The following is a 16978-nucleotide window of genomic DNA, read 5'->3' as shown; positions in this document are numbered from 1 at the left end:
CAAAGCAGTACGCGAACCACGACCGCCGAGAGGACCCGACGTGGCGACCATCCGCGCCCTCGTACTCAACTGCACCCTCAAGCCGTCGCCTGGGCCGTCGAGCGCCGAGCAGCTCGGTCGGGAAGTGCTCGCCGAGTTGGCCACGCAGGGTGTGGAGGGCGAGATGATCCGGGTCGTCGATCACGACGTGCGTTTCGGGGTCTCCACGGACGAGGGCGACGGCGACGGTTGGCCGGCGATCCGCGCCAAGCTGATGGCAGCCCAGGTGCTGATCATCGCCACGCCGATCTGGCTCGGTCAGCCCTCAAGCGTCTGCAAGATGGTCCTCGAACGCCTCGACGCCGAACTCTCCGAGACCGACGCCGAGGGCCGACTCCGCACCTACGGCAAGGTCGCCGGTGTCGCCGTGGTCGGCAACGAGGATGGCGCCCACCACACCATCGGCGAGGTGCAGCAGGCACTCAACGAGGTCGGGTTCACCATCGCCGCCGCCGCCGCGACCTACTGGGTCGGCGAGGCGCTGCACACCGTGGCTACCGCGACGCCGGCCCCAAGCCCGACACCACCGGCCGCACCACGAAGGCCCTGGCGCTCAACACCGCGCACCTGGCCCGACTCCTCGCCGACCAGCCGTACCCGCCGCCGGACGCGAAGAGTGCCGCGGTCGGCCCGAGCCGCGAATAGACCTCACCGCCAGGTGTCACTGCCTGGGCTGCCCCACTGCTGGAGGAGCCCGGCGCGCGGCTCGCTACTCGATCCGCCCCAGCCGCACCGGGCGGTCAGCGCCAGCCGTAGCCGGCGCGCAACGCCTGCCCGACCCGGTCGAACCGGGGCCGGTCCAACACGGCGCCCTCCCGGCGGATGCTGTCCTCGCGCATGGTGAGCACCCGGTCCAGCCGGACCCAGCTCGGCCGGTTGTCGCGGTCCCACTCCCCCGGCCCGAGCGCGAACCAGTGCCGCTGCCCGTCCCGCTCGCTCTGGCTGGACAGCATCAACCCGAACAGGGTTCGACTGTGCCGCCCGACGACCAGCACCGGCCGGTCCTTGCCCTGGCGGGGGTCGTCCTCGTACGGCACCCACGTCCAGACGATCTCGCCCGGGTCGGCCTGACCGTCCCGCTCCGGAGCGTAGGTCAGCTCCCGACGCTGCAACGCGCTCACCTGACGGCGGCGGGCCACCTGCGCGGGCACCGGCCCGGTACGCCGGGGCGACGGGATCACCGCACCGACCCGGGAGATACGCGCCGCGACATTCCTCAACAGACCAGCCACGGCGGGCAGCCTACCCGCCGCCGGAGCCGACGGTACGACAGACTGGCCCGATGAACGAGCTGCCCCGTGACCTGCCGATCCTGGAGCGACGCGCGGTGCGGGTCGTGGTCACCGACGGCACCGACCGGGTGTTGCTGTTCCACACCCGCGACCCGGACCACCCCCGACTGGGCACCTGGTGGGAGCTGCCGGGCGGTGGCATGGATCCCGATGAGACCTATCGCGACACGGCGGTGCGGGAGCTGCGGGAAGAAACCGGCATCGTGATCACCGTCGACCAGGTTGGTGTGCCGAACTGGCGGCGGCGGGCGAGCTTCCTGCACCGCCAGTTGCGGCACGTCCAGGACGAGGTTGTCGTCGCCGTACGGCTGGCCGGTCCCGGCCCGGACGTGGACGAGGCGCATCGGCTCGACTACGAGCGGGAGGACTACTTCGGCTTCCGCTGGTGGCCGTTGTCGGAGGTGGTGGCCAGTCGGGAACGGTTCTACCCCGGCCAGCTTCCCCGGCTGATCACCCCGTTTCTCGCCGGTACGGAGATCGACGAGCCGTTCGAGCTGTGGTCGTGAGCCGGGTCGGCGGGCAGAGTGGGGACATGAGGACCGATCTGCACGGGCCGCTCTCCGCGTACGCCGCGCGGCTGCACGCCACGGCCGGCGACCGACACCACGTCGCCTCCCCGCTCGGCGCCTGGCTGCTGCTCGCGGTCGCTGCCACGACGGTCGACCCGGCCACCGCGGAGGGAGCAGCCGCGGAGCTGGCGCTGGCGCTGGGCACCGACCTGCCGAGCGCGGCCGAGGTGGCCCGAACGCTGCTGGACGCACCGCACCCGCTCGTCGGGTCCGCCACCGCGCTCTGGCACCGGCCCGGGCAGGGCGACGGCGGGCCGGCCACGTGGCGGGCCGCGCTGCCCAGCACGACCGAGGTCGGCGTCCTGCCCGACCAGACCGGATTGGACGCTTGGGCGCGCGAGCACACCCTCGGCCTGATCGAGACGTTTCCCCTGCGGGTCGGGCCGGACGTGGTGCTGGCCCTGGCCAGCGCCTTGGCCACCCGGGTGTCCTGGGCGACCCCGTTCGACGTCGCCGACGCACGCGATCTCGGCGCCGGCAGCCCGTGGGCCGGTCGACTGCGGCAGGCACTGCGCAGCCCGAGCCAGGGCCACCGCTGCGCCATCGTGTCCACCGCGCAAGCCGGTGACGTGATCGTGCACGCCGCACCGGCCCAGACGACCGACGGCGCGGGGCTGGTGGTCCTCTCGGTGGCCGCCGCACCGCAGGTGCCACCGGCCGAGGTGCTGGCCGTCGCGTACGACCTCAGCGCCGGCGCGGCCGACGGCGCGCAACCGGCGGGCAGCCGCTCGCTGTTCGACCTGCCGCTCGGCGAAACTCCGCTGTGGACGCTGACCGAGCAGCGGGTACGCACCCGGGCCCGCGACGGCCGCGAAGAGCGGCACACCGCCGTCCTCCCCTGCTGGTCGGCCCGGAGCGACAATGACCTGACCGCCCCGGCGCTCGGCTTTCCGGCGGTGGCGGCCACGCTGGCGACGGCGATGGCGCTGCCGGTGGAGCGCTTCGAGGCACGGCAGACGGCGGTGGCGCGGTTCGACCGGTACGGCTTCGAGGCGGCAGCCGTGACCGCCATGTTCGGGCTGACCAGCCTGCCGCCGGAGGGCGTGGCCCGCACCGCCGAGTTGCGCTTCGGCCACCCGTACGCGGTGGTGGCCGTCGCCACCGAGACCGGGGCCGACGGCGTCACCGGCCCGTGGCACGGGGTGCCGGTCTTCTCCGTCTGGGTCGCCGAGCCCGAGGAGGTGTCGGTGGCCGACGCCTCCGACGGGTGAGCCAGGCCGAGGAGTCGTAGCCCGATCAGCCCTGTGGCCTCAGTGGTCGGCGAGCAGAGCGGCGGTCGGCAACCGCCGGATCAGGATCGCCGGGACCAACGCGGCGAGCACGGTGAGCAGCAGCGCCGCCCCGGTCACGGCCAGCGCCAGCATCGCCAGCCGGCCATCCACCCTGCCGACCAGCAGGGCGACGGAGCCGAGGCCGGCGGCGATCCCGAGGACACAGCCGAGCACTCCGACGCCGAGCGCCTCGTAGATCAGGAGCCGGTTGAGCGCGGAATCAGGCCAGCCGACGGCCCTCAGCGTGGCGAACTCGGCCGCTCGCTCCCGCACGTTGAGGTACAGCACGTCGGCCACACCGAGCACCCCGAACAGCAGCACTCCGCCGACGGCTACCAGGTCCACCCCGCGCACCCGCACCGAGACCGCCTCGCCGAGCAGCGAACCGACCATGCCGTCGTCGAACGCCCAGAGCGCGGCGGCCATCAGTGTCACCGCGCCGACGCCGGCCGCCAGGCTCGTCGCTCCGGCGAAGGTACGCGCGGGCGTTCGTACGAGATTGGCCACCGCAAGCCCGGCCAGGCTCCGCGCCGTGGCTCGCCGGGCAGGTGCCGCGCTGGCCTGCAGCGCCTCCGCCGACCGGGTACGCGCAGCCCGCACCGCCGGCAGGGCGCTGGCCACTGCCGTCAGCAGCACCGCGATCGGCACGCACAGCAGGGTCACCGTGCCGGAGATCTGGACGCCGGCCAGCCGACCGAGCGGCACCGACAACCCCGCGCCGAGCAGCCCCGCGGTCAGCCCGAGTGCCGCGGTCTCGGCCAGGATCAGCAGGCTCAGCCGCCAGCCGGGCCAGCCGATGCAGGCCAGTACGGCGAGTTCACGTCGACGAACCCGGACCGCCGTGGACACCGCGTTGCCGACCAGCAGGGCGCAGACCACCAGCAGCAGCCCGAGCAGCATGATGTTCTTGCGGTCCACGGCGGTGACAATCTCGGTCGCGACGCCCTTGCGGGTACGCGCCTCCAACAGGTCCAACTCGGGGCGGCCGAACTCGCCGGCAGGCAGCAGCACCGGGCTACGGACCGTCGAACCGCCCAGCACGATTTCGACGGTCAGGCCGGTCTGTCGGACGATCTCGTCAGCCACCATCCGGACCCGCTCCCGGGTCACCTCGTCGAACCGGTCGATCCCGGCGACCCGGACCCGCACCGAACTCACCGGAGCGGCCGCGGTCGCGGGCGCGACGCTGGCGTACAGCTCACCGGCCACGGTCAGGTTGGTCACCAGACTGGGCGCGCGACGCGGATAACCGAGCGGGTCGTCTCCGGGAAGCAGTGGGCGGTCGCCGAGCAGACCCCGGGAGCGCGCGTCGGCGCCCACCGGGGGGCTCCGACGGTAGAGGTTGAGGGCCTGTTGCGCGGCGCCGGCGGTGGATTCGAGCGCATCCGGTGCGAAGCTGCCCACCGCGGTGACCGACCACGACGACTGCTCGATCAGACTCACTGGATCCGCCGTCCCGACACCGCCCGTACTGAACCACGAGTCTCGCCACACGTCGTCGATCGTGGGGTCGGCCGATTCGACTCCGTCGGATCGGGGCAACATCCGATCGCGCCCGTCGGGTTGCGGCGAGTAGGTCGGCGGCCCGGGCCGGAGCAGGGCCATGATGCCGGCCAGTGGGGCCCGCTCGGCCAGTGCGGAGTCGAGCCGGTCGCGGTAGATCTGCGCCAGGTCATGCTGGAGCGCCTGCGGCGGGCCCGTCGCCGAGTTGTGCAACAGCGGCCAGAGCGCCTGAGTCGCGGTGCCGGGCACCTGGTCGGCCGCCCGGCCGGTCAGCCGGGACACGGCAATGTCCACCCGCTCGTCGATCGCGATGTCGTCGGCGGCGAGCACCGGCAGTGTCCGGCCGGCCGGGCTGCTCGTGGGCAGCGCGGAGGACAGGGCATCCGGGGCCGCCGAAGCGACGGCATCGGTGCTGGTCAGGTAGCGGCCCTGGCGTACCGCCCGGTCCAGGCCGACCAGGCGCGCCTCAGCCGCCGGATCGATCGCGGCGACGAGCATGGGTAGCACCTTTGGCAGCCGGATCTCCAGCCGGGCGGTGGCGGGCACCACCGACGCCGGACGCCCGGACGTGTAGACGGAGGCACGCCGAAAGGTGCCGTCCGCGAGCAACTGGTACGTCTCGATGTTACTGACCTGGGTCCGCCGGGCGTCGGGATCGAAGCTGGCGGCGGCGATGTCGCACACCTGACGACGCTGGCCGTCGGGCTGCACCTCCAATGTGCCGCCACCACCGGTGCCGGGGCACTCGGCGGCGGAGGTGGCCTGGCGGACCCGGGTGCCATCGGCGTATACGAACCGTTGGTCGCTGATGTCCGCCAGCGGCACCAGCGGTCGTCGCGACACATAGACGTAGGTTGGCGCCGCCGTCAACGTGCTCAACCCGCGTTCTCCGCTGATCCGGGGAGCGACCTCGATGACCTGCCGCTCGGCCGACCTGTCGACCTGGTCGGTCAGGTCCACCCGCGGCTCGACTCGGAGATCGGCGATGCCGAGGACCGCCAGCGGGGCGGCCACCTCGACGCCGGAGATCCCCTCGATCAGCCGCCACTGGTCCAGCCCGATGCCGCCGTAGGCAGCGGTGGGCCGGTCCTGGTGGAGCAGGCCGGTGGCCGGTGCCGCGGGGTGGACCAGGATGTCGTACGACGGACGGAACTGCCCGTCGACGGAACCGCTCGCGACCAGGCGGGAGGTGCTCGCGGCACCCGTGAGCACGGTGAACCCGGTGGTCGCGACCAGTACAGCGGAGAACACCGCGAGGCTGCGGCCTGGTGTGTTCCGCACCTGCGATCGGACCATCCGCAACGTCGCCCAGCCCGGTATCGCTCGCATGAGGAGGCGAAAGTACCTGACAGAGCGTTAATCCCTCAACCCGCTCTGTCAACCGGCGGTGTGGGCGTGGCCCCACCTCCGCCGTCGCGCGGCAGTCGCGCCACCATCTCCCGGAATTCCCGTACCGTCATGGCCGTCCGCAACGTCGCGAAGACGGCGCCGGTTCCGGCCCGGGCGGTGGCCGGGTCGACCCCGGCACGCCGTTCCACCCGACGAAGGAACTCCGTCGGACCGGCCTCCATCGGGGTCGCGCCGGCACCGCCGACCTCCAGGCCCACCCCGCTGGTCAAGCCGTCGACGCCGGCATCCGGGCCGAGCGCCCCGGCCGGATCCGGGGCCGGAAGGGCCGTCCCGGCCATATCCGGGGCCGGAGCGGAGGGCCCGGCCGCATCCGGGGCCGGACCGCTCAGGTAGCCGTCGACCTCGTTCGGAAGGTGCCCGACGAGATCGCCGGGCGCGTCGCCGGTCACCCGCTCGGCCAACGTCTGGAGCACGGCGCGGGCGAGCACGGCGGCCTCCTCGGCCGGCAGGCCGGACCGTTGGGACACCGCGTCGATGAAGTACGGGAACCCGTCGCCGTCGGTCACGCTCGGCCGGTTACCCCTGGCCGGCCGCGACAAACTGCCACTAGGCCAGCAGACCCTCGGCCAGCAGGTGGTCGAAGATGATCTGGTCGACCGGCGAGGTGCGGTGTCGGTCCGCGTACCCGAGCCAGGCCATCTCGGCAATCTCGCTGGCCGGCCGCAGTTGTCCTCGATAGCCGGCCCGGTAGCAGGTCATCCGCACGGTGATGCCGGTCGTGTGGCCGTGCGCCTGAGCGGTGAAGGTGCCCAGGTGCACGGCGCCGGGCACGTCGACCTCGACGCTCAACTCCTCGTCGATCTCCCGACGCAGGGTCTCCAGGTCCGTCTCGCCCGGCTCGCGCTTTCCGCCCGGCAGGTACCAGACGTCCTTGCCCACCGACCGGGTGCTCAGCACCCGACCGTCCTCGACGAGGATCCAGGCCACCTTGTCGATCTCGCGCACGATGCTCCTCACGGCCGCCGGGATCGGGGACGCTACCACCCGGCAGCGCGCTCAGTCGGCGAGCAGGTCGAGCAGCAGCGCGGCGGTCCAGCTGAACGCCGGTGAGCCCAGCCCGGCGCCGGTGTCCGGGTGGAAGTACTCGTGGCAGCCGGCCCCGGCGACCAGACCGATCATCGAGCGGCGCAGCCCGGCGGCCAGTTCCGGGTGCCCGTGCCCGAGCAGCCCACGCCGGACCAGCCAGCCGATGTTGAGCCAGCTCGGCCCGCGCCAGTACCGCAGCGGCTCGAAGTCGGGTGCGGTGCGGTCGTAGGTGGGCAGCGGCCGGTCCATGAGACGGGCCACCCCGAAGCGCGTCGACCGGGCCTCGACGACCAGCGCGTCGGCCTGCCGGGTCGGCAGGTCGGGCAGGATCAGGGGGGTCAGCCCGAGTACGGTACGGGCGCTCACCAGGCGGTCGGTGCGCAGGTCACGGGGCTGGAACGTGCCGGTGTCCGGGTCGTACAACCGGCGTAGGAGAGCTTCGGTGATGCGGGCCGCGCGGGCCCGGTGCGGCCCGGGGTCGCCGCCGACGAGCACGGCGATCTCGGCGAGGGCGTGTTCGGCGGCCCCGAACGCCGCGTTGAACAACGGGCACTCCACCAGGAACGGGTGCCCGGCGGCCAGGTCCCGGTCGGAGTAGCCGTGGTCGCGGTAGGCGGCGACGATCGCCAGGTAGCGCGCGTAGTCCAGGTCCGTGGGGCGGTGCGCGGCGTCGGCGTGCGTGGTGTCGTGCCGACGGTACGCCCGCATGACGGCCGCCTCGGCCGGCACCGCTGCCATCGGCTCGTCCCACGCCGGGCTGTTGTCCAACCCGGACTCCCACGGGTGCACGATGCAGACCAGCCCGTCACCGGCCACGTCCCGCCGGTCGGCCAGGTAGCGCTGTTGAGCGACCAGCGCGGGATAGAGCCGGCGCAGCGCGGCCAGGGCGGTGGGGTCGGGCACCCGCCGGTACGCCAGCAACGCGGCGAGCGCGTGCACCGGCGGCTGGACCAGGCCGGAGGTGGCCAAAGTCGGCGCGCCCGGCACGTCGGCCGAACGCCACATCTCCGGCCCCGGGAAGTACGCGCCGACCCGCAGTGCCGGGTTGAACACGATGTGCGGCACCCGTCCGTCGGCCCACTGCGCCCGGAACAGGCTGGCCAGCTCCCGCCAGGCGCGATCGGGGCGAACCTGGGCCAACCCGATCGCGATGAACGCGGAGTCCCAGCTCCACTGGTGCGGGTAGAGCGTGCGTGAGGGCACCGTGTGGTCGTGCTCCCAGTTGGCCTCGAGGGTGTCGACCGCGAGTCGACGCAGCCCGGCCACGTCGGCCGGGCCACCCGTGCCGGCGCCGTCGGCGCGGGTCACTCCGGCGTCACCGATCCCGTCGGCGGTCGCATCGACGCTTGTCGGCCCGGCGTCGGCGGTCACGCGGCGGCCCGCCGGGGCAGCGCGTGTCGCAGCACGGTGGCGGCCTGTTGCAGGGCCCGGACCGGGTCACCGCGAAGCCGGCACTCCAGGGCCAGCCAGCCCCGGTAGTCCAGTTCGAGCAGGGTACGCACCAGCGCCGGCCAGTCCAGGTGGCCGGCGCCGGGCTGGTACCGGTTGGAGTCGCTGACCTGTACGTGCCCGAGGTACGGCGCGGCGGCGCGCAGCGCGCGGTGCACGTCGTCCTCCTCGATGTTCATGTGGAAGGTGTCGGCGACGACCCGGACCGACGGCAGCCCGAGCGCGGCGCAGAGCGCCACCGCCTCGTCGAGACGGTTGACCATGTGGTCCTCGTACCGGTTGAGGGGTTCCAGGAAGAGGGTGACCCCCTCGGCCCGGGCGTGTTCGCCCAGCTCGCCGAGGGCGTCGAGGAGCACCTGCCGGTCGCCGTCCGGGGCCCGGGGCGGCTCGAACGGCGGCAGTCGTCGGGAGAACATCCCCCAGGCGGCCGGGGTCATCACGCCGACGCCGCCCAGCTCGGCGATCACCGAGAGTTGGGAGCGCAGGTTACGGACGGCGTCGGCGGACCGGGCGGGGTCGAAGTCGCCGATGAAGTGGCCCATCTCGACGCAGACGGTGGGCATCACCACCCCGGCGGCGCGGGCCCGGCGCAGCTCGGGCAGCCGGCGGGCGAACGCCAGGTCGCCCCGGCCGCGTAGCTCGATGCCCTGGTAGCCGAGGGCGGCCGCGAGGGCGTACTTCTGGATCAGGTTGGTGCCCGGCAGGAGTTGCTCCTGACAGGCCAGCGCGATGGTGGTCATGAGAACCTCAGCACGACTTGGAGGACGTCACCGGCGCCGCGGTCGAGCAGCGCGAGGGCGTCGGCGACCGCGCTGGCGTCGACGATGTGGCTGACCAGTGGCAGCGGGTCGACGCTGCGGTCGGCCACCAGGTCCATGAAGGTCTGCGCGACCCGGTCTCCGGTCCACCGGCCGGCCATGCTCGGCGCGGGGGTGGGCCCGGAGACCTGGGCCGCCACCAACTGGATGCGGTTGTGGTGGAACTCCTCGCCGAGGCCGAGCGCGTCGGCCTGGCCCTGGTAGAAGCCGGCGGCCACGACCCGGCCGGCATGGGCGGTGGAGCGGATCGCCTCGTGCAGCGCCGGGTACGCGCCGGACAACTCCAGACAGACGTCGGCCCCCCGGCCGTCGGTGGCCTGGCGCAGCACGGCGGCGGCGGAGGTGAGAGTGGCGTCCACGATGGAGCACGCGCCGTATCGGGCGGCGTGCTCCAGCCGGTCGGGAACCGGGTCGACGGCCACCACCCGGGCCCCGGAGAGCACCGCGAGTCGGGTGGCGAGCAGCCCGATGACGCCCTGGCCGAAGACGCCGACCCAGTCGCCGAGGTGCAGGTCGCCGGCGAGCACCGCGGTCAGCGCGATGGCGCCGGGGCGGGCGAAGACCGCGGCGAGCGGGTCCAGCCCGGTGGGGAGCACGCGGATCGCGTCGGCGGCGAGCACGGCCTCGGCCCGGTGCCCCCAGATGCCCCAGACGAGCTGCCCCGGATGCCGGTCGGTGACGTCCGGTGCGACCTCGATGACCTCCCCGACCTCTTCGTAGCCGAAGCCGATCAACGGGTAGGGCACCGGCGTCTGTCGGGGGACGAACATCCGGGCGGCGTCGTCCCAGTCCTTGCTGAGTCGGGGGTTGCTGCCCCGGTAGAGGGTCAGCTCGGTGCCGGCGGAGATGCCCGAGTAACAGGTGCGGACCCGGACCTGGCCGGGGCCGAGCGGATCCGGCGGGCAGGGCTCGAGGCTGATCCGTCGAGGCCCGGCGAGAGAGACCACCCAGTTGCCCATGTGTCACATCCCGGTAGCACTGGGCTCCAGGATAGACACAAAATCGCAATATGTCTTGTTATTGATCAATCGAAGGTGTTGAATCCGGCATGTACCCTTCGAGAGGAGTGCCACCGATGTCAGCACCTCCGAGGCGGATACTCGCCACCACCCTGATCATGGCACTAGCAGCGTCCACCCTGCTGGCCTGCGGCGACGACGAACCAGACAGCAACAGCAAAAAGATCACCGTCTGGAGCCTGGAAGACGTGGCCGACCGGGTCACCGCCACCAAGGCGATCATCGCCGACTTCACCGCCAAGACCGGGATCCAGGTCGATCTCGTGACCGTCAACGAGGACCAGTTCCCCTCCCTGATCGCCGCCAACGCCGCCGCGGGCGACCTGCCCGACGTCGTCGGGTCGGTCTCCCTCGCCGGCATCCGTACGCTCGCCGGCAACGAGCTGCTGCACACCTCGGCGAACACGGAGGTCGTCGACAAGCTGGGCAGGCAGACGTTCTCCCCCCGAGCGCTGGAGCTCACCTCCGACGACGGCAAGCAGCTCTCCGTGCCCAGCGACGGCTGGGGGCAGCTGCTCGTCTACCGCAAGGACCTGTTCGCCGCGGCCGGCCTGCCCGCCCCCGACACGTACGAGCGGATCACCGCCGCCGCGGCCCGACTGAACACCGGCGGCGTCGCCGGCATCACCGCGGCGACCGCCCCCAGCGACGTGTTCACCCAGCAGACCTTCGAGCACGTGGCGTTGGCCAACGGCTGCCAGCTCACCGACGAGTCGGGGAAGGTGACACTGGATTCGCCCCAGTGCGTCGAGGCGTTCCGCTTCTACGGTGACCTGATCCGCACCAGCTCGGTCAAGGGCGCGCAGGACGTGGACACCACCCGGGCCACCTACTTCGCGGGCAAGGCGGCCATGGTGATCTGGTCGCCGTTCATCCTCGACGAGCTGGCGGGGCTGCGCAACGACGCCAAACCGACCTGCCCCCAGTGCCAGGCGGACCCGGCGTTCCTCGCGAAGAACAGCGGGTTCGTCACCGCGATCAAGGGCCCGAACGGCACCGAACCGGCCCAGTACGGCGAGATCAGCTCATGGGCGGTTCTCGACGGTGCGGCGACCGACCCGGCGAAGTCCTTCGTGGAGTACATGCTCGGTGACGGCTACCCGCGTTGGTTCGGCATGTCCCCCGAGGGCCGCTTCCCGGTGCGCAAGGGCACCCCCGCCGAGCCGGAGGCGTACCTGACCGCCTGGAACACCAGCCAGGCGGGCGTGGACGCGAAGAAGCCCCTCGCCGACGTGTATGGCGACGAGGTGCTGGCCACGCTGCGCCGCAGCCCGGACACCTTCGGGCGCTGGGGTCTCAGTCAGGGGCAGGGCAAACTCGTCGGCGCCATGCTCGGCGAGTTGCCGGTGGCGAAGGTGCTGGGCGACCTCGTCTCCGGCAAGTCCGACGCGGCGGCCACCGCCGACCGCGCCACCAAGGACGTGGACGCCATCAAGGCGGGCGTCAATTGACCACCACCGCGCCCGGCCCCGGCCGCTCCCCCACCAGGGAGCGGTCGGCGCCACCCCGGCGCCGACCGTTGACCCTGCGCCGCCGCGAATCCCGGGCCGGGCTCGCGCTGGTAGCACCGACCCTGTTCGTCACCATCGCGGTCATCGGCATCCCGATCGTGTGGACCCTGGTGCTCGCCTTCCAGCGGGTCCGGCTGGCCACACTGCGCAAGACCGGCCTGTTCGGCGAGTTCACCATGGACAACATCGACCGGGTGCTGCACACCCCGGGCTTCGCCGAGACGCTGTGGGTCACGCTGATCTACAGCATCGGCGGCACCGTCGGGTCGATACTGCTCGGCCTGGTGGCCGCCCTGGTCGTCCGCCGCCCGTTCCGGGGTCGCACCCTGGTCCGGGCGTCCATGCTGCTGCCGTACGTGGCGCCGGTGGTCGCCGTGACGTTCGTCTGGCAGGTGATGCTCGACCCACAGCTCGGCATCGTCAACGCGTGGGGTCAACGCCTGCTCGGCTGGGACGCCCCGGTGCCGTTCCTCACCCAGGAGTCGACCGCGCTGGCCACGGTGATCGTCTTCGAGGCGTGGCGGTACTTCCCGTTCGCGTTCCTGTTCCTGCTGGCCCGGCTCCAGGCGGTGCCCGGCGAGTTGGAGGAGGCCGCCCGGGTCGACGGCGCCACCCCCACCCAGCGGTTCCGGCACATCCTGCTGCCGCAACTGCTGCCGGTGATCGCCCTGCTGGGCGTGCTGCGCTTCATCATGACGTTCAACAAGTTCGACGACGTCTACCTGCTCACCGGCGGTGCGGCCGGCACCGAGGTGGTCAGCGTCCGGGTGTACGAGTTCCTCACCGCCCGTACCGACATCGGGGCCGCGGCCGCGCAGGCGGTCGTGCTGGCCGTGGTGCTCATCGTGTTCGTGCTGATCTACCTGCGCTTCTTCGGACGGAGGGTGAGCTGATGGACCGGGACGTGGTCGAGACGGTGAGCCTGCGTTGGCTGCGCCGCCTGGTGATCGCCGTGTTCCTGGTGATCACGGTCTTCCCCTTCTACTACATGCTGGTGCTCTCGGTGCGCCCCATCGAGCGTCTGCTGCTCGACCCCGGGGCGCTGGTGGTCGGTTTCGGTGAGCTGACAGTGGCCACGTACACGGAGGTGCTCAAGGCCACCGACGACGGCGGCCAGGGTTTCCTCACCTTCATCCGCAACAGCGGGCTGGTCGCCGTCGCGGCGACCGTGCTCACGCTCCTGGTCGCGATCCCCGGCGCGTACGCGGTGGCCCGCCTGCGGTTCTTCGGCCGGAGGCAGGTGGACTTCCTGTTCCTGGCGGTCTACCTGTTCCCGTCGATCGTCATCGCTATCCCGCTGTTCGTGGTCTTCACCCGGGCCGGGCTGCGCGGCTCGCTGTTCGGTCTGGTGCTGGTCTACATCTCGCAGACGTTGCCGGTGTCGGTCTACATGCTGAAGAACTACTTCGAGACCATCCCGGTCAGTCTGGAGGAGTCCGCCGCCATCGACGGCGCCGGCCGGCTCGGCATCATCCGCCGGGTCAGCCTGCCCCTGGCAATGCCGTCGATCATGGCGGTCGCGCTCTACGACTTCATGATCGCCTGGAACGAGTTCCTCTTCGCCCTGCTGTTCCTGGTCGACAAACCCGACCGGTGGACGGTGTCACTCGGGTTGTCCCTGCTCGCCGACGGGGTGGAGGTGCCCAAGACGGTGCTGATGGCCGGGTCGGTCGTGCTCACCCTGCCCATCGTGATCCTCTTCTTCGCCAGCGAACGGCTGCTCACCGAGGGGCTGACCAGCGGCGCGGAGAAGGGATGACGGTCTCGTCCGGGTCGCCCGCCAGGCCCCCACCGGCCCGGATACGGTGGCCTCATGGCCAACCCGACCCGCTGGGCGACCGACACCGGTCCTGAGCACTCACAGTGGTATATCGACCGGTTCCGCAAGCTCGCGGCCGAGGGCGCGGACCTGGCCGGCGAGGCCCGACTGGTGGACGCCCTCGTCGCGCCCGGCTCCCGCATTCTCGACGCCGGCAGCGGCACCGGCCGCGTCGGTGCCGCGCTGGCTGAGCGGGGGCACACGGTGGTCGGGGTGGACGCCGACCCCGCGCTGGTCGATGCCGCACGCGCCGACTACCCCGGCCCGACGTGGCTGGTCGCCGACCTCGCCGAGCTGGATCTACCGGCGCTGGGTGAGGCGGAACCGTTCGACGCGGCGGTGCTGGCCGGCAACGTGCTCGCCTTCGTCGCCGTCGGCACCGAACCGGAGGTGCTGCGCCGGGTGGCCGCGCACCTGCGACCCGATGGCGTGCTGACCGTGGGTTTCGGCACTGAGCGCGGCTACCCGCTGACCGCGTTCGATGCCGACGCGGTGGCCGCCGGGCTGCGCGTGGAGCAGCGCTTCGCCACCTGGGACCTGCGCCCGTGGCGCGACGACGCCCCGTTCGCGGTCACCGTCCTGCGCCGCCCTGCCGACTGAGCACCGCCCGCCGCGCGTTGCTCTCCGATGATCAAGAGGTTTGCGTCAGCATCGCGCCAAGTCCTGACGCAAACCTCTTGATCACCGCCGGCACACCTCACCGCCGGCGCGCTGGCACGCCGCGGGCCTGGCCGCCCTCAGTCCCGGGCGGCGACGGCGCGGGCGGCGGCCGGGTCGAGGGTGGCACCGGCAGGCACCAGGCTGACCAGCCCGGCCGGTAGCCGCACCGGCCGCACGTCGCGGTAGCCGAGCATCGGGAGCACCTCCCGGTCGGCCAGCACGTACCGTCGGCCCAGGTCGGTGACCACGGAGACCGCGCCGCCGGTCGCGCCGGGCGCCGCGGCGGCCTCGACCACCGCGCCGCGGCCCGGCTCCACCACCACGTGGTCGGCCAGCACCGCTCCGCCGGTCGGCGCGGTGCGGGGCACGGCCGTCAGGTCCCGCAGCGGTACGCCCCAGCGCACCTCACCGACCCCGCCGTCGTCGCCGATGCGGGTGCAGAGCGCCCCACCGTCGCCGGCCGCAAGCCGGGGCGGGGTCGGTGGCGGGGCGTTCGGGCCGGTCGGGGCCAGGTCAGGCACCGTGGGCAGCGCGGCGAACCGACCCAACGTCATCGGCACCGGCTCGACCTGCCCGGTGCGGGCCAGCAACAACCCCGCCTGCAACTCGGTGATGCCGGCCAGGCCGGCGTCCAGCGCCACCGCGTACTGCCGACCGCCACCGGAGTTGCTCACCAGGTAGACCGTGCCGATCGCCGCGCCCGGCACCCGGGTGGCGGGCCGACCCAGCGCGGGCAGGTCGAGTGGGGCGAGGTCGGTGCCGGCGGGCAGCGAGTTGAGCAGTGCCGGCGCCACCCGAACCGCCTGGGCCCGGGTGGTGGCGAGCGCCGCCAGCACCCGGCTCGGATCACGGACGAGGTAACGGCGCTGGTGCCAGACCAGGTGCAGCCCACCGTCGGGGTGGCGCAGCAGCAGCGCGTCATCGCCCAACGGCCGACCAACGCCGGGCTCGGTGCCGATCAGCAACGCGGAGCGGGGCGCCTCGACGCCCGTACCGGCCGGGACCGTCGAGCAGACAGTCCACGCCGTCGCGGCCAGCCGGCCCGGAGCGGGCAGCGAGTCGGGTGCGTCGGCGATGCCCAATGGCAGCCCGCGCGGCACCCCGTCGATCGTGCGTCGGGACACCAGGACGGTCTTCGATCGGTCCGCACCGACGATGAGCAGCGCCGAGGCGTAGTTGAGCACCGGGTGCAGCTTCTGCTCGCGGTAGACGAACCGGGCCCCGGACTCCTTCTCCACGATCACCGCGCCCGGGTCGCGCCACCCCTTGCCGCCGCCGGCGAACAGGCCGTAGAGGGCGAATCCACCGAGCCCGATCGCCGCGACCAGGACGCTGGCCAGGCCGGCGCCGGCCAGCCGCCGAAACGGCGACTGCGCGGGGTCGGTCTCCCGCATGACCAGGGCGGCGACCGCCCGTTGGACGCTGAACTGGTAGGAGTGCAGCTGGTCCTGCCGCGACGGCATGAGTCCCCTCCGGTGGATCGGCCGGGCACAGGATATGCGCTGCGTCGATGTCCCGTGGACCCTGCGTGGCCGCCCGTCGCGGGGCAACCGGTACCATCCGTGGACGAATCCGGCGGCGAGAGGGCACCCGTGGGCGCGCGTTTCGAAGAGCTGGCCTGGCGGGAAACCCCGATCGGCGCGATCAGCCTGCGCCGACGCCGGGACCCCGCACTCCAGGTCGAGGTGTACGAGGTCAAGCTCGACGACGAGTACCTGATGTCCAGCCTCTTCCCGGTCGCGGAGATCGAGCTGGCCCGGCTCGGTCTCGCCGAGGTGGCCGGTGACTCGCTCGACGTGGTGGTGGGCGGGCTCGGGCTGGGCTACACCGCCTGCGCGGCGCTGGGCGACCCCCGGGTGCGCTCACTGTTCGTGGTGGAGGCGATCGAGGACGTGATCGACTGGCACCAACGAGGGCTGCTGCCGTTCGCGGCGGGGCTCGCCGAGGACCCCCGGACCCGCTTCGTGCAGGCCGACTTCTTCGCGGCGGTGGCCGGGGAGATCGGCTTCGACGCCGAGGTGCCCGGCCGGCGGTTCGACGCGGTGCTGCTCGACGTCGACCACTCCCCGCGTAACGTCCTGCACCCGAGCCACGCGGCGTTCTACCCGCCGGCCGGGTTGCGTCGCCTGGCCGCCCTGCTGCGCCCCGAGGGCGTCTTCGCGCTCTGGTCGGACGACCCGCCGGACGCCGAGTTCACCGCCGCGCTGACCGAGGTGTTCGCGAGCGTACGCGCGCATGTCGTGCCGTTCGCCAATCCGCTGACCGGTGGGGAGTCGGCCAACACCGTCTACGTGGCGCGTACCGGCCCCTGATCGACTCCGGTATGCCGCTCGCGCATGGTGTCGGCCGGATGGGGAACGAGGAGCCGGGGCCGGCCGCACCAGGCGCGGCCGGTTACGGGAGGTCGACATGCGTGCACTGCTCTGGGTTGTCGGCGTGGTCGCCGGCGTGCTGATCCTGCTCGGGTTGTTTCTCGAGGCGGTCCGCTGGCTGGTCATCATCGGTGTGATCGCGCTGGTGATCGTGATCGTCTGGGGCTTCGTCAAGGGGCGGCAGGCCATGAGCCACCAGTCCCGCCGACGGTGACCGGCG

Annotated in this window: 17 protein-coding genes; 9 read left to right on the top strand and 8 right to left on the bottom strand. The window is 72.6% G+C overall.

Annotation, left to right across the window (positions count from 1 at the left end; translation table 11 throughout):
• Positions 1-40: 40 nt before the first annotated feature.
• A complete protein-coding gene (locus tag ABTW72_RS20545; protein ID WP_350860958.1) occupies positions 41-883 on the top strand; it encodes a flavodoxin family protein in 843 nt (280 codons plus the stop codon).
• On the opposite strand, the gene ABTW72_RS20540 is transcribed toward ABTW72_RS20545, so the two are convergent.
• Entirely contained in the window at positions 780-1271 is a 492-nt protein-coding gene (locus ABTW72_RS20540) for a type II toxin-antitoxin system PemK/MazF family toxin (protein ID WP_350860956.1), read from the bottom strand. The genes ABTW72_RS20545 and ABTW72_RS20540 overlap by 104 nt on opposite strands.
• A 50-nt stretch (positions 1272-1321) precedes the next feature.
• Here ABTW72_RS20540 and ABTW72_RS20535 point away from each other — a divergent pair, with 50 nt between their 5' ends.
• Together ABTW72_RS20535 and ABTW72_RS20530 are read left to right on the top strand one after the other, a co-directional pair.
• The gene (locus ABTW72_RS20535; RefSeq protein ID WP_350860954.1) at positions 1322-1837 is read left to right on the top strand and encodes an NUDIX hydrolase; all 516 of its coding nucleotides are present in this window, start codon (positions 1322-1324) and stop codon (positions 1835-1837) included.
• A 26-nt stretch (positions 1838-1863) separates the two neighbouring features.
• On the top strand, positions 1864-3111 hold the full coding sequence (locus tag ABTW72_RS20530) for a hypothetical protein (protein ID WP_350860952.1): 1248 nt from the start codon (positions 1864-1866) through the stop codon (positions 3109-3111).
• Positions 3112-3150: 39 nt separating this feature from the next.
• Here the strand turns inward: ABTW72_RS20530 and ABTW72_RS20525 are convergent, their stop codons facing one another.
• From ABTW72_RS20525 to ABTW72_RS20500, 6 genes are all read right to left on the bottom strand, one after another.
• Entirely contained in the window at positions 3151-5925 is a 2775-nt protein-coding gene (locus ABTW72_RS20525; RefSeq protein WP_350860950.1) for an FtsX-like permease family protein, read from the bottom strand.
• Between the two features lie 113 nt (positions 5926-6038).
• Positions 6039-6590, bottom strand: coding sequence for a DUF2267 domain-containing protein (locus ABTW72_RS20520; RefSeq protein ID WP_350860948.1), 552 nt, complete (start codon positions 6588-6590; stop codon positions 6039-6041).
• A gap of 40 nt (positions 6591-6630) precedes the next feature.
• Positions 6631-7029 carry an NUDIX hydrolase gene (locus ABTW72_RS20515; RefSeq protein ID WP_350860946.1) on the bottom strand — a complete coding sequence of 133 codons (399 nt, stop codon included), beginning with the start codon at positions 7027-7029 and terminating at the stop codon, positions 6631-6633.
• 51 nt (positions 7030-7080) lie between these two features.
• Complete coding sequence (locus ABTW72_RS20510) at positions 7081-8418, bottom strand: MGH1-like glycoside hydrolase domain-containing protein (protein ID WP_502892227.1); 1338 nt, start codon at positions 8416-8418, stop codon at positions 7081-7083.
• Positions 8419-8477: 59 nt separating this feature from the next.
• On the bottom strand, positions 8478-9299 hold the full coding sequence (locus ABTW72_RS20505; protein ID WP_350860944.1) for a sugar phosphate isomerase/epimerase family protein: 822 nt from the start codon (positions 9297-9299) through the stop codon (positions 8478-8480).
• Entirely contained in the window at positions 9296-10336 is a 1041-nt protein-coding gene (locus ABTW72_RS20500) for a zinc-dependent alcohol dehydrogenase (protein WP_350860942.1), read from the bottom strand. The genes ABTW72_RS20505 and ABTW72_RS20500 overlap by 4 nt, the downstream gene beginning before the upstream one ends.
• Positions 10337-10452: 116 nt before the next feature.
• Between ABTW72_RS20500 and ABTW72_RS20495 the strand changes: the two genes are divergently transcribed.
• The 4 genes from ABTW72_RS20495 to ABTW72_RS20480 are packed head-to-tail and all read left to right on the top strand — an operon-like array spanning position 10453 to position 14326.
• Positions 10453-11847 carry an ABC transporter substrate-binding protein gene (locus ABTW72_RS20495; RefSeq protein WP_350860940.1) on the top strand — a complete coding sequence of 465 codons (1395 nt, stop codon included), beginning with the start codon at positions 10453-10455 and terminating at the stop codon, positions 11845-11847.
• Positions 11844-12800 (top strand): carbohydrate ABC transporter permease, encoded by a 957-nt coding sequence (locus ABTW72_RS20490; protein ID WP_350860938.1) that lies wholly within the window; start codon positions 11844-11846, stop codon positions 12798-12800. The genes ABTW72_RS20495 and ABTW72_RS20490 overlap by 4 nt, the downstream gene beginning before the upstream one ends.
• The gene (locus tag ABTW72_RS20485; RefSeq protein ID WP_350860936.1) at positions 12800-13666 is read left to right on the top strand and encodes a carbohydrate ABC transporter permease; all 867 of its coding nucleotides are present in this window, start codon (positions 12800-12802) and stop codon (positions 13664-13666) included. The genes ABTW72_RS20490 and ABTW72_RS20485 overlap by 1 nt, the downstream gene beginning before the upstream one ends.
• Before the next feature lie 54 nt (positions 13667-13720).
• Positions 13721-14326 (top strand): class I SAM-dependent methyltransferase, encoded by a 606-nt coding sequence (locus ABTW72_RS20480; protein ID WP_112589720.1) that lies wholly within the window; start codon positions 13721-13723, stop codon positions 14324-14326.
• A gap of 137 nt (positions 14327-14463) precedes the next feature.
• Here ABTW72_RS20480 and eccB read toward each other — a convergent pair whose 3' ends face one another.
• A complete protein-coding gene (eccB, locus tag ABTW72_RS20475) occupies positions 14464-15849 on the bottom strand; it encodes a type VII secretion protein EccB (RefSeq protein ID WP_350860934.1) in 1386 nt (461 codons plus the stop codon).
• A 129-nt stretch (positions 15850-15978) separates the two neighbouring features.
• Between eccB and ABTW72_RS20470 the strand changes: the two genes are divergently transcribed.
• Entirely contained in the window at positions 15979-16698 is a 720-nt protein-coding gene (locus ABTW72_RS20470; RefSeq protein ID WP_350860932.1) for a polyamine aminopropyltransferase, read from the top strand.
• 97 nt (positions 16699-16795) lie between these two features.
• The gene (locus ABTW72_RS20465) at positions 16796-16972 is read left to right on the top strand and encodes a hypothetical protein (RefSeq protein ID WP_350860930.1); all 177 of its coding nucleotides are present in this window, start codon (positions 16796-16798) and stop codon (positions 16970-16972) included.
• Positions 16973-16978 lie beyond the last annotated feature (6 nt).

The organism is Micromonospora sp. NPDC127501 (assembly GCF_040302185.1).
Lineage (GTDB): Bacteria > Actinomycetota > Actinomycetes > Mycobacteriales > Micromonosporaceae > Micromonospora.
Note: the sequence above shows the minus strand (reverse complement) of the source record. Positions and strands in the feature narration are given on the sequence as shown.